The following is a 13,099-nucleotide window of genomic DNA, read 5'->3' as shown; positions in this document are numbered from 1 at the left end:
TAGAAGGCTAAAAATGGCAGGATTTAAACGGAATATCTGGATGGTGTATTTGGTGGTCGTCACGCTGACCTTCATCCTTTTTGCCCTTTTTAGCCGCTCTCTCTATCAATCAAATATACAAAAGTATCAGGATAAGCAACTGCTCCAGTTGGAACTGTTTTCCTCCTCGGTAGACTCTTTGCTGAAAAGTCAGGAGTCGCTGCTAGAAGTGGTTGGTCGCCAACTGATTTTGAAAAACGATTTTACCCTCACCGCTGCGATGCAGATCCGGCCCATCTTGGATGATTTGATGAACATCCATTCCGCCATAGGTGGATTCGGTCTGACCGATGCCGAAGGTAACTTCCTCGCCGTAAGTTCTAATATTCACCTTTCGGACATGACCAACCTAAAACTCAATCCGGTTACTCGAGAAAGCTTTTTACAAACGTTAAATTCCAACCGAATGGTGCTCGGACGGACCTACTTCATGCCTGCGTTACAAACGCTGGTGATCCCTATCCGTAAAGCGATTCGAGATCGCAAAGGGAATGTGATTGCGGTTATGACCGCAGGGCTGAAAGTGGACTCAACACTGGTCTTTCGTAACGACATCCACGACAACCCATTCAACCGCGTTAGTCTGATCCGCGAAGATCTCTACCGCACCTTTATTTCAGCCGAAGATATGGGTATTGACCCCTATGCGACTCCTGTTGAAGATGTCCGCTATCGGCAAGCGATCACAGCCGCAGCGGCCAATATATCTCTCACAGAGGCCGAATTAAAAAGGCAGCAGAAACCCGTCACTTTTATCACCAACAGCCTTAACCACTCCGAAATAATGACGGTGAAATACTTAGCGGATTATCAACTCTGGGCGGTGTCTACCACCGACATGCGTTTCCTCAATCAAACATTTCACCAACAGTTTGGCCTCTATCTGCTGATTTTCTTCGCCGTTCAATTGGCCTTTTATGGATTAGTTCGATCGATCGCTGAAAATGAGAAAGAGACATTAGAACGGCTCAACTACCAAGCGACACACGATGCCCTGACAGACCTGCCGAATCGACTTTATTTGCGCAACACCATTCCTCTTTGGACCAAGAACAAAACGGCCCCTTTCGCGCTCTTATTCATCGATATCGACAACTTCAAGAGTGTCAATGACACTCATGGGCATGACTTTGGCGACCAAGTCTTAAAGCAGATTGCTCAACGGCTCAGCAGTTTTCTGACCCCTGAACGTTTAATCGTCCGTGAAGCCAGTGACGAGTTCATCATGTTAGTCAGAGAAACGGATCCAAGTTTGTTGCGCATTCTTGCCAAAGAGATGATCACCAGCATGTCGCAAACCTACTTAGTCAACGACGTGCATTTTTTACTCAGTTGTAGCATTGGCATCGCGGTATACCCAACCCATGGAGCCGATCTTGATGCACTGCTGCGCGCAGCAGACATCTCAATGTACCAGGCCAAGCAAGATCGCAACTCCTTTCGCCTGTTTACCACCGAGATGCAGGCTGATCACTTGTACAAAATGCGGGTGGAGCAGCGCCTACGTTTGGCGATTGAGAACAAAAGTCTCTCGATGGTTTATCAACCTCAGGTGGATGTGCATGGTCATTTTCATGGTGTGGAAGCCTTGGTGCGTTGGCAAGATGATGAGCTAGGATTCATTCCACCAGACGTTTTTATCCCGGTCGCCGAAAGCTCTGGCTTAATGGTCACATTAGGCAAATTTATTATTGAGCGCAGCGTCAATGAGATGGCTATTTACGTTAAGCCTCAGCGACGTAAGCTCAACCTTTCGATCAATATTTCAGTTAAACAGTTCATGCAGAAAGACTTCTCCTATCACCTGCTCAAAGTGATCGAAGAAGCCAATTTTGATCGAGAGTCCGTCACCCTTGAGATCACCGAAAATCTGTTTATCGAAGATCTGCAGCAGTTCAAGCCGATCTGCCAAGAAATCCACCAATTAGGTCTGAAGATTTCACTGGATGACTTTGGTACAGGCTACTCTTCACTGAGTATGCTCAAAGCACTGCCGATTGATGAACTGAAAATAGATAAGAGTTTTGTCGATCACATCGAACATGATGCAAAATCCTACAATATGGTGAGAAATATCATCGCAATCGGTAAAAACTTCGGTATGGCGGTGCTGGCAGAAGGGGTAGAGACGCAGGCACAGGCTGACCTGCTGGCAAAATGTCATTGCGATCTCTTGCAAGGTTATTACTACTCAAAACCTCTGGATATTAAAGCTTTGACTGAATATCTCGATAAAAATACCCCGCACAAGGCGGGGTAGTCTAAGATGCGATACGCTATTTTTGTTGCATTTCGGAGTACATCGCATCGACCAACTTACCACTTGGATCGCCCGAAAGTTCCCAAGTAAAAATGCCCGCTAAGTTGGCTTGTTTCGCCCATTGCGCTTTCGCTTTGATGGAGCGTTGGTCCTCAAAAGAGATAAACACTTTTTTCTCAGGATTCCACAGATACGGCGCTTGAGATTGCTCATCGTAGTTATATTGATAACCTTGTTTTTCACCGTAGTTTTTCACCAGATCCCAGAACATAAAGTAACCATTTTCTCCAGTGCCGAACTGCGCCCCTTGCTCAGAAAGTAAGTCTGCTTTTGGCGCTTGGCCGTCGTAATTCTTAGTGCCCTGCCAGCCACGGCCATAAAACGCAGCGCCAATCACCAGTTTGTCACTCGGGATCCCCTGCTCTATCATTTGATTGATAAAGACGTCAGCGCCCATGCCCCACCAACTGCGTTCTGTGGCATGCAAGTTGGTGGTATGTCCGGTCTGCTGGCCCCAACCACCGAGGAAATCGTAGGTCATGGCAAACATGTTGGTCAGGTAAGGTGAGGCTGATTTCCAGTCGATTTGCGCGGCTTTTGCGCCGACACCCACTGCGGTTGACAACTCATACTCACGCTTTGTCTGTTTTTCCAACGCATCTAGGTCAGCACGCATGGTTTTGACCAAATACGTGAAGGCTTCACGCTCAGCTGCTTTTTGCTCGTCAGACAGCTTGGTTGCTGGGTCCCACGGAGAGGTGGTTAAACCGCCGCCGCCGGGATATTCCCAGTCAAGATCAATCCCATCAAAGAAATCATATTGATGAATCAGTTCAACGGCAGTTTTCGAGAATTGCGCCATCGCTTTGGGATCTTTGACCATCGCATGAAACGGCTCAGACATGGTCCATCCACCAAAAGAAGGCAAAATTTTGAGTTGTGGATGTTGCTGCTTCAACTGAGCGAGCTGCGCAAAATGGCCCTTATAAGGCACTTTTACTGACACTTTGCCAAAATCTTTTTCTAGCGCAGCTTCCGTATCCACCACAATGGCACTGAAAGGCGCTTTGCCTTGACACTGTTTGGCAACCAGCTTTTGCACGGTGTCAGAGGCCCCAGTATGCGGTCCACACATGCTTAAAAAGGCATAAATAACGTGAGTCAGCTTTTCAGCGGGGATATCTTGCACTGTGTACGGATTCGATGGATTGGCGTATTGCCAATCGGCAAAGTAACCCGCAACCACTTTGTCGCCCGCGAAGGATGCAGCGCTAAAACAGGTTAAAAGTGCAACAGAGATAAGCGTTTTTTTCATAGTTCCCTCCAGAGTTAACCTCACTAAGCTACTCTCAGGAACCGTTTTCATCCCGACAATCTCATCAAGCTGCGAGTCATTTAAGAATTCTCGCCGTTAGGTTGCACCCGTTGCACATTTTTTGTGCCAGAAACAAAGGTTCAACTCAAGCTTGCCGACCTTGCATCTGCTCATCTAAGTTCAGCACAGTGAGGGCATTACTAACACTGGTGGCAAGCACATCGATAGCGCCAGTACGCAGTGCACCAAGCAGCGCTAATGGCTTACTGTTTTCAGCTGCGATGGCAATCACTTCAGAGATGGGACGAAACTCTTCAATACCTAGACCAATCACGCGGTCACTCATAACGGTGTTGGCAACGTTGCCATGAATATCAAAGAAATCGTAGCCAGCAAAATCTCCCACCACACCTTGCTGCAAACGAGATTGCACCACTTCATCAGGCGTGAACCATCCCAAATCAACCATATAGCTGTTTTCGCTCATATCACCAATACCAACCAGAGCAATATCCGCTTTTCTCGCCAGATCAAGCGTCTGTTTTACTGTCGCATTTTGCATAAAAGCACGTTTCTGCTCACGATTCTCTGCGTAAGCGGGAGCATATAAGGTTTCTGAAGTCCCACCGTATTTTTTCGCCAGTTGACGGCAAATATGGTCTGCATTGAACATGCCTCCGCGTGGGTGAATTCCGCCAATGCCACAGACAAACTTACAGTCTCTTGGTGTAATAACGCCAACATGATGGGCGACAGCCGACACATTTCGTCCTTGGCCGACCGACACCACCATGCCATTTTTCAACGTGCTGGTGAGGTAATTCGACACTAAGCCAGCCACCTGCTGACGCTGTGCTTCCTCGCTGGGTTGATCCAACGCCACCAACGCCCGCTTTACGCCAAAACGTTCGATCAAACGTTGCTCAATTTTGGCACTAAACACTGGGTGATATTTGACGGTAATTTCAACAATCCCCTCGTCTCGCGCTTGCTTGAGCATCCGACCCACTTTTGCGCGCGACACTGAGAATTTCTTGGAGATCTCTTCCTGAGTCGCCCCATCTTGATAGTAGGCAACGGAAATTTCAGTCAATAAATCTGTATTTTCAATCGATATCTCTTGGTTTGAACCGCTCATCTACATTCCACCGTTATCAAGGAGCGCTATTATCGTCTTGTCTGAGCAAATGCTCATTGACTTAGCATATGTTATAGCTGAGTTTAGCTGCAACTTTTGCTCATGGAAATGACATTTTCTCAGTAACGAAAATGTTAATGCTTGTTCGACGCTAATCCACACCAGATAAGGGCAAACGTTTATTTACTTTTTCTTCGATTACCCACAAAGAAAAACGTTGATAGAGGTCACCTTCCCCCCCATTCAGCCATTGACTTTCTAGGCTGATAGGATAAATATGAACACATCATTTACTCAGCCATCGAGCAAATGTTCAAAACAAATGTTCGGTCGCTAAATTTTTTCTGACCAGTAGAGAATGGGGTGCTCAATTCGCACTAAACTATTCGCTAGTCAGTTTACAAATGTATTCGCTCAGGTGTTCACACCGAGCGATAGCCCGTTATATAGGATGATCGATTATGAGCAACAAGTTAGAGCAACTTCGCAAACTAACCACTGTGGTTGCAGACACTGGTGAGATTGATGCAATCAAGAAATACCAACCAGAAGATGCCACCACCAACCCTTCTCTGATTCTAAAAGCGGCTCAAATCGCTGAGTATGCACCTCTGATCGATGCTTCTATCGAGTACGCAAAAGCGCAAAGCGATGACAAAGCGCAGCAGATCCAAGACACTTGCGACATGCTTGCCGTCAACATCGGTAAAGAAATCCTAAAAACAATCCCAGGTCGTATCTCTACAGAGGTGGACGCTCGTCTATCTTACGATATGGAAGGCAGCGTCGCGAAAGCACGTCAACTGGTGAAAATGTACAACGATGCTGGCATCACAAACGACCGCATCCTAATCAAACTCGCTTCTACTTGGGAAGGTATCCGCGCAGCTGAAATCCTAGAGAAAGAAGGCATCAACTGTAATCTGACTCTACTATTCTCTTTCGCTCAAGCGCGTGCTTGTGCAGAAGCGGGCGTATTCCTAATCTCTCCATTCGTTGGTCGTATCATGGACTGGTACAAGGCGAAAGAAGGCCGTGATTTCGAAGCATCAGAAGATCCAGGCGTATTGTCTGTGACTAAGATCTACAACTACTACAAAGAGTACGGCTACAAAACCGTTGTTATGGGCGCAAGCTTCCGTAACATCGGTGAGATCCTAGAACTGGCTGGTTGTGACCGTCTGACTATCGCACCTGCTCTACTTGCAGAACTTGAAGCGGCTGAAGGTGAAGTGGTTGAGAAACTGGTTGACTCTAAAGGTGCAGCAGAGCGCCCTGCACCAATGACTCACGCGGAATTCCTATGGGATCACAACCAAGATCCAATGGCGGTTGAGAAACTGGCAGAAGGCATCCGCAACTTCGCCGTTGACCAAGGCAAACTCGAAGCGATGATTGCAGCTAAACTGTAATCACACAGAATCCAACTAGGGGAACGCAAACGTTCCCCTACTTATTTCTTCTTTAGACTCAAATAATATTCGGTATTTATTATGGATCACGCTCCTTTATCAAGAAAGCAATTAGCTAATGCAATCCGCGCACTCAGCATGGACGGCGTACAAAAAGCAAACTCAGGCCACCCTGGTGCACCTATGGGTATGGCGGATATCGCTGAAGTTCTTTGGCGCGACCACCTAAACCACAATCCATCAAACCCTGAATGGGCAGACCGCGACCGCTTCGTGCTGTCTAACGGCCACGGCTCGATGCTGATTTACTCGCTACTGCACCTAAGCGGTTACGAGCTATCTATCGACGACCTAAAGAACTTCCGTCAATTGCACTCTAAGACTCCAGGTCACCCAGAATACGGCTATGCACCAGGCATCGAAACAACAACGGGCCCACTAGGCCAAGGCATCACCAACGCGGTTGGTATGGCAATGGCTGAGAAAGCGCTCGCAGCGCAATTCAACAAAGAAGGCCACGACATCGTTGACCACTTCACTTACGTGTTCATGGGTGATGGCTGTCTGATGGAAGGTATTTCGCACGAAGCTTGTTCTCTTGCTGGTACGCTAGGTCTAGGCAAACTGATCGCATTCTGGGATGACAACGGCATTTCGATCGACGGTCACGTTGAAGGTTGGTTCTCTGACGATACGCCTAAACGTTTCGAAGCTTACGGCTGGCACGTCATCCCAGCCGTTGACGGTCACGATGCGAACGCCATCAATGCAGCTATCATCGCGGCAAAAGCAGACCCACGCCCGACGCTTATCTGTACTAAGACCATCATCGGTTTTGGTTCACCAAACAAATCGGGTTCGCACGACTGTCATGGTGCACCGCTAGGCGCAGAAGAAATTGCCGCGACACGTAAAGAACTCGGTTGGGAGCACGGTCCTTTTGAAATTCCGCAAGAAGTGTACGCAGAATGGTCAGCGAAGGAAGCAGGCGCAGCTAAGGAAGCAGCGTGGAACGAGAAATTTGCAGCTTATGAAGCAGCGTACCCTGAGCTGGCAGCTGAATTTAAACGCCGCGTAAATGGAGAGCTTCCAGCGCAGTGGGAAGAGAAAGCCAACCAAATCATTGCCGATCTTCAAGCCAACCCAGCCAACATTGCTTCACGTAAAGCATCGCAAAACGCGCTCGAAGCGTTTGGTAAAATGCTGCCAGAATTCATGGGCGGCTCTGCGGACCTAGCGCCTTCTAACCTCACCATGTGGTCGGGTTCCAAGTCACTAGAAGCAAACGACTTCGCTGGTAACTACATCCACTACGGTGTGCGTGAATTCGGTATGACCGCGATCATGAACGGTATCGCGTTGCACGGTGGTTTCGTACCTTACGGCGCAACCTTCCTGATGTTCATGGAATACGCACGTAACGCCATGCGCATGGCGGCTCTGATGAAGATTCAGAACATCCAAGTGTACACGCACGATTCTATCGGCTTGGGTGAAGATGGCCCAACTCACCAACCAGTTGAGCAAATCGCATCACTGCGTCTAACGCCAAACATGAGCACATGGCGTCCATGCGACCAAGTGGAATCAGCGGTAGCTTGGAAACTGGCAATTGAGCGTAAAGATGGCCCATCGGCGCTGATTTTCTCTCGTCAAAACCTAGCGCAGCAAGCGCGCAGCGCTGAGCAAGTGGCAGACATCGCCAAGGGTGGTTACATCCTGAAAGATTGCGATGGTAAGCCTGAGCTTATCCTAACCGCAACAGGCTCTGAAGTTGAGCTAGCAGTGAAAGCGGCTGAGCAACTAACCGCAGAAGGTAAGAAAGTGCGCGTTGTATCAATGCCATCAACAGATGCATTCGACAAGCAAGACGCGGCTTACCGCGAAGCAGTTCTGCCATCAGACGTGACAGCGCGCATCGCTATCGAAGCGGGCATTGCAGACTTCTGGTACAAGTACGTTGGCTTTGGCGGTCGCATTATCGGTATGACGACGTTTGGTGAATCAGCACCAGCAGATCAACTGTTCAAAATGTTTGGTTTCACAGTAGAAAACGTGGTCAACACAGCGAAAGAAATCATCGCTTAATCTTTCAAACTAAGTTCAATTAATACTAAGCCCTGCAAAATTATGTAGGGCTTTTTATATCCTCCACATCAATGCTTTACTTTTTTCTCTATAACTCTTCTATAGTTAGAGGTGCAACGAAGAACGACAAACAAGGAAAGCTCAACTATGCACAGCACAAAAGCCTGTCTTATCACTCTCTGTCTATCATTCGGTTTTCCCCTTCGATATATAAAGAGATTATCCAACGTTTTGACAAGCAAAAGCCCTTTCAACTGATGATGTACAACGGCAAACCTACCCAGTTTGTACTGGCTCCGGTACGTGCTCCGCGAGTGATCGGCTACGTTTTGTTGGGCTTCGATATTGACCAAGAACGCATCTTACAAGCTAGCCAACTGGCGGGGATTGAAATTGCCCTTCTCTCTTCATCAACAGGTGCGCAAACCATCAATGTCGTCGCCAGTTCAGAGGCCATTGCTGGCTATTTTCTCTCAACAAACAACTCGATGGCAGAAAACTCGTCCTTACTTCAAGACATTGTGATCAATCAAGAGATTTTCGTCAGTGGGGTAATCAGCGAACAAACCTCGACGCAACATTGGGTCCACGTGGTTTTCCTTGAATCTTTGCCAAAAGCCAGCGAGAAATTTGACCAACTTGCCACACAATATCTGACGGTGAGCGGCGTTGGCATTATTATCTTCACATTGGCCATTTTCGCCTTATCTCACCGAACCATAAAGCCGCTAATTACCCTCACAGAAGCCACGGCTGAACTAGAGAAAGGTAATTTCTCCTCTGAGATTGAGGGAACAGATCGCCCTGATGAGATCGGCCAACTCGCGCGTAGTTTTGACAAAATGCGCAGTAGTATTGAGGAGCAGAGAGAGACCATCACCCAACTGGCTTACTTCGATCCCCTGACCAGATTACCAAACCGTCTCAATTTTAAACAAAAGCTCAGAGAGGCAATGGCGTCTAATACGTTTAGGCAAATTTCCGTTATTACGCTAAACCTTGATCGCTTTAAGCAAGTGAATGATGTGCTCGGCTATGAAGTGGGCGATCGGGTACTCAAAACCGTTGCCGAGCGTTTAAGTAACACGGTACACACACGCCCAGCCATGACGGCTCATGTTAGTGGTGATGAGTTTTCCGTGATGCTGGATACCTCCCACCTGCCGCCTCTTGAAGCCGCGCAGCAACTTAAACACTGTTTGGACGATGCGTTTGAAATCGAAGGAACACAGATTGATCTCAGTGTCTCAATTGGCATTGCTTCTTGGCCAACAGACGCTGCCGATCCCGACTCGCTGATCCACGCCTCACAAATTGCCATGTACGCAGCGAAATCAAAAAAAGAGCAGATCGTGGTTTACAACCAATCCTTGGTGATGTCGGCTCCGCAAAACTTATCACTCTTGTCTGAGCTGCGCCGCGCGGTACGAGAAAATGAACTGCGCGTTTTCTTGCAAGCTAAAGTGGACACAAGATCCTCGCTGGTTTCTGCTGCTGAAGCTTTGATCCGTTGGCAGCATCCCAGCAAAGGTATGATCGCACCCTATCAGTTTGTTCCCTTTGCAGAACAGACCGGTTTCGTGCGTGAAATTACTAAATGGGTGATTAGAGAGGTCGTCAGCCAGTGGCACAACGTGCAACCACTGCAAGGGCACATGATCATCTCGATTAACTTGTCGACTTGGGATCTCATGACAGGTCAGTTACCAGCGTTCCTTGATTCCCTTCTGAGCGAGTTTAAGGTGCCAGCCGAGGGCATCTGTTTAGAAATTACCGAAAGCGCCATCATGGAAGATCCGAAGGTTGCCCAACAAACCTTAAATGAGCTTGCCAAAATGGGTTTTCACCTTTCCATCGACGATTTTGGTACAGGATATTCGTCACTCGGCTATCTGAAACAGCTACCGGTCAATGAACTTAAAGTCGATAAATCTTTTGTCCTCAATATGATAGAGAACAACAACGACAGAATTATCGTCAGCTCCACCATTGAACTGGCGCACAATTTAGGGTTGCGTGTTGTCGCAGAAGGGGTGGAAACCCGCGAACTGCTTGATGCGCTAGCGGCGCTGCAATGCGATGAAGCACAAGGTTACTACATTAATAAACCGATGCCGATCAATGAGTTTGTCGCTTGGCGTGACCAGTGGTGCTCTCGGCATACTTAACCTAACGATATGCACCGATGTCAGGCTTTGTCATACGGCCCTAAAAACAAAACCCAGCCTGCGCTGGGTTTTATTGTGTTCAGCCATTCAGAACCACTATCGCTCTTGAAAACGCTCAGCCAGTTGATAAAACTCGTTTACTTGATCTTTGAGTTTCAGACTATTTTCTTCCACGGTGCGCGTGGCTGCCAAGTTTTGCTCGGCTGCGGATGCGATAGAGTGAATATGCTGATTAACATCGCTCGACAGCGTGAGTTGCTTATTGGCCGAATCGGCCACATCTTCCATCAAACTGTTCATGCTTTGCATCATCTGTTCAACTTCCGCCAGCCGCACTGCGCTTTGCGAGGCACTTTGAGAGCACGCTTCGGTCTGCTCGCGGTTGCTAATAATATCGCTTTGCCAGCCCTGGATCGTGCCCAGCATGTCATCAATGCTGGATTTGATCTGCAATGTCGCTTTCGACGTACGCCCCGACAGTGCTCGCACTTCGTCAGCCACAACAGCAAAACCGCGTCCCTGCTCGCCCGCCCGCGCCGCTTCAATCGCCGCGTTTAAAGCCAACAAGTTGGTCTGCTCTGCAATTCCCCCGATCTCTTCCATCAGTTTGCTCACTCTTTCCGCTTGCTCGCTGAGTTGGTAAGTGGTCTGGGTCGCTTTTTCTGCTTGGCTGCTCAAGCGATTCAAATTTTGCTGCGTGTGCTCAATGGTTGCTTTGGTTTGCGCACAACTTTGCACTGTTTCATCTATCAAGCCGTGCGCATTGCGAGTGCTGTCGAACACCGCATTGGCAGCTTGCTCCATCGAATCCGCAGCATCACGCACTTGACGAATGTCCGTCGCTTGCTGGCCAAGCGCTTGAGAAACTTCTTCCGTAGTCGCGCTCAGTTCGTCGGCCAAGTTTTGCAGCGGGCGAGCGGAGTCGGTCATTCGCCCTAAAATGGTTCGAATGCGCGCAGAGGCCATCTTTAGGTGGAAATCGGCGACAGAAAACGGCGTATTACCGGAATAGATCAAGCGGCTAACACTATCAAACTTAGATTGTAACTTTTTCAGTTGGCTCGGCGTGTCGATCAACTCTTGACGAAACAGTAGTCCCAGCGCCGCCGCCGGAAGCAGGTTCGCCAACCAAGCCAATAGGCCTTCAGCATGCAATACCTGAGCGAGCATCGGCGCGGACACTGACCCTAAAAGAATCGCGTAGCGCAGGCTGTCACTCAGTTGCAAAGACCAAGTCCGGCCATTTTTTTCCGCATTGAGCAACGACTGATACGCTTTGGCGGCAATATTTACCCATTCGCGTTTTGGCTTGGCACGCACCGATTGATAGCCAGACATAACGCCATTGTCGTAGATTGGGGTGACATAGGCATCAACCCAGTAGTAACCGCCTGATTTAGTGCGATTTTTAACGATGCCACGCCAAGCTTTACCCTGCTTGAGATTTTTCCACATATCACCGAACGCGGCCTTCGGCATGTCCGCATGACGAACGATGTTGTGGTTTTGCCCTAGCAATTCATGTTGCTGATATTCCGCAATGCGGCAGAATGCCTCATTGCTGTAGGTAATGACCCCTTTAAGATCGGTAGTAGAAACAAGCTGATCTTGTTCACTTAGCACGGTCTCATGAGCTGATTTCGAAAGACTGACTGACATAGTGGCACATCTTTTTTGTTGGAATAGTTGAACGCCGCAATTTATACACAAATATGAATAATATTACAAAGAGGGATTCGCATTGCTTATCAACAGCATGATAGCCGTCATTATTTTGTGGATTTTATTGATGAGAACTGTCTTACAAGCAGAAAAAATGAGCTTTACAACAAAGTTTGCCCTTGAAGCTTGTGGCAACAGAGTTGGGGGCTTATGGCAATAGAAAAGGCCAGCTCAACAAGCTGGCCTTTTAGCAGTGCTTAGACAAAGATCTCTAAATTAGAAATGCAATTGAATAACCGAAACCACCACCGCTGCGGGCCGGCGCACCCCTTCGATCTCGACTTTGATTTCGCGTTCAATTTCAAGACCTTTTTTGACCGGTGTCACTTTAGTCAACACGCTTGAAGCACGTAAATTGTTACCCGCTTTGACTGGATAAGGAAAACGCACTTGGTTAAGACCAATGTTCACCACCATTTTCGCCGTTGGAAACAGCGGTTTATCCGCATCCACAGAATCGGTCAACTTGGGCAATAGCGCCAACGTCAGAAATCCGTGTGCAATGGTGGTTTTGAATGGCGATTCAGTGGCCGCGCGCTGAGGATCGGTATGGATCCATTGCATGTCTTCAGTCACCAAACCAAATTGGTTGATACGCTGTTGATCAACATGAATCCAGTCGCCAACGTGGATCACCTGACCAATTTTTTCTTGCAATTCATCGTAGAGTTTTTGCGCTTCTGCATTTAAAACAATCGGTTCCGGTATAGAAACTTCCTCGTTTACCGCAGGCTGCTGATGGTCGCGCACTTTTGAAAAAAGAAAGCTTCCTTGTGCTTTTTCCAAAAAGTCACCCCAATAATCGCGTAGCGTCGGGGACATCCAATTCATAAACTCAGTATGATGTGCAGACCATGCATCAACTTTGTCTCTAAAAAGATTTGTGACTTTCATAAAAAAACCTTGGTTAATGATTTGCCCAACTGGCTCAACCAGTTAATTTTGAAACACTTCACA

General features: G+C 47.9%; 8 protein-coding genes. 4 read left to right on the top strand and 4 right to left on the bottom strand.

The features are described from left to right. Positions 1–13 precede the first annotated feature (13 nt). Positions 14–2,299, top strand: coding sequence for a bifunctional diguanylate cyclase/phosphodiesterase (locus tag EA26_RS10280; RefSeq protein ID WP_039427278.1), 2,286 nt, complete (start codon positions 14–16; stop codon positions 2,297–2,299). A 16-nt stretch (positions 2,300–2,315) separates the two neighbouring features. Here the strand turns inward: EA26_RS10280 and EA26_RS10275 are convergent, their stop codons facing one another. After that, a complete protein-coding gene (locus EA26_RS10275; protein ID WP_039427277.1) occupies positions 2,316–3,614 on the bottom strand; it encodes a glycoside hydrolase family 18 protein in 1,299 nt (432 codons plus the stop codon). Between the two features lie 145 nt (positions 3,615–3,759). Then, complete coding sequence (locus EA26_RS10270) at positions 3,760–4,752, bottom strand: sugar-binding transcriptional regulator (protein ID WP_039427275.1); 993 nt, start codon at positions 4,750–4,752, stop codon at positions 3,760–3,762. A gap of 461 nt (positions 4,753–5,213) precedes the next feature. Between EA26_RS10270 and tal the strand changes: the two genes are divergently transcribed. From tal to EA26_RS10255, 3 genes are all read left to right on the top strand, one after another. Then, positions 5,214–6,164, top strand: coding sequence for a transaldolase (tal, locus tag EA26_RS10265; protein WP_039427274.1), 951 nt, complete (start codon positions 5,214–5,216; stop codon positions 6,162–6,164). An 81-nt stretch (positions 6,165–6,245) separates the two neighbouring features. After that, the gene (gene tkt, locus EA26_RS10260) at positions 6,246–8,252 is read left to right on the top strand and encodes a transketolase (protein ID WP_039427273.1); all 2,007 of its coding nucleotides are present in this window, start codon (positions 6,246–6,248) and stop codon (positions 8,250–8,252) included. A 257-nt stretch (positions 8,253–8,509) separates the two neighbouring features. Beyond that, complete coding sequence (locus EA26_RS10255; RefSeq protein WP_160173455.1) at positions 8,510–10,420, top strand: putative bifunctional diguanylate cyclase/phosphodiesterase; 1,911 nt, start codon at positions 8,510–8,512, stop codon at positions 10,418–10,420. 96 nt (positions 10,421–10,516) lie between these two features. Here EA26_RS10255 and EA26_RS10250 read toward each other — a convergent pair whose 3' ends face one another. Both EA26_RS10250 and EA26_RS10245 read right to left on the bottom strand, forming a co-directional pair. Then, complete coding sequence (locus tag EA26_RS10250) at positions 10,517–12,079, bottom strand: methyl-accepting chemotaxis protein (protein WP_039427271.1); 1,563 nt, start codon at positions 12,077–12,079, stop codon at positions 10,517–10,519. A 279-nt stretch (positions 12,080–12,358) separates the two neighbouring features. After that, entirely contained in the window at positions 12,359–13,036 is a 678-nt protein-coding gene (locus tag EA26_RS10245; protein WP_039427270.1) for a MaoC family dehydratase, read from the bottom strand. Positions 13,037–13,099: the final 63 nt, after the last annotated feature.

The sequence above is a fragment of the Vibrio navarrensis genome (genome assembly GCF_000764325.1).
GTDB classification, from domain to species: domain Bacteria; phylum Pseudomonadota; class Gammaproteobacteria; order Enterobacterales; family Vibrionaceae; genus Vibrio; species Vibrio navarrensis.
Note: the sequence above shows the minus strand (reverse complement) of the source record. Positions and strands in the feature narration are given on the sequence as shown.

What these genes read in the sequence shown, in the direction of transcription:
- EA26_RS10270 (WP_039427275.1), bottom strand. Translation starts at nt 4,752, where the DNA reads ATGAGCGGTTCAAACCAAGAGATATCGATTGAAAATACAGATTTATTG.
- tkt (WP_039427273.1), top strand. Translation starts at nt 6,246, where the DNA reads ATGGATCACGCTCCTTTATCAAGAAAGCAATTAGCTAATGCAATCCGC.
- EA26_RS10245 (WP_039427270.1), bottom strand. Translation starts at nt 13,036, where the DNA reads ATGAAAGTCACAAATCTTTTTAGAGACAAAGTTGATGCATGGTCTGCA.
- tal (WP_039427274.1), top strand. Translation starts at nt 5,214, where the DNA reads ATGAGCAACAAGTTAGAGCAACTTCGCAAACTAACCACTGTGGTTGCA.
- EA26_RS10280 (WP_039427278.1), top strand. Translation starts at nt 14, where the DNA reads ATGGCAGGATTTAAACGGAATATCTGGATGGTGTATTTGGTGGTCGTC.
- EA26_RS10275 (WP_039427277.1), bottom strand. Translation starts at nt 3,614, where the DNA reads ATGAAAAAAACGCTTATCTCTGTTGCACTTTTAACCTGTTTTAGCGCT.
- EA26_RS10250 (WP_039427271.1), bottom strand. Translation starts at nt 12,079, where the DNA reads ATGTCAGTCAGTCTTTCGAAATCAGCTCATGAGACCGTGCTAAGTGAA.
- EA26_RS10255 (WP_160173455.1), top strand. Translation starts at nt 8,510, where the DNA reads ATGATGTACAACGGCAAACCTACCCAGTTTGTACTGGCTCCGGTACGT.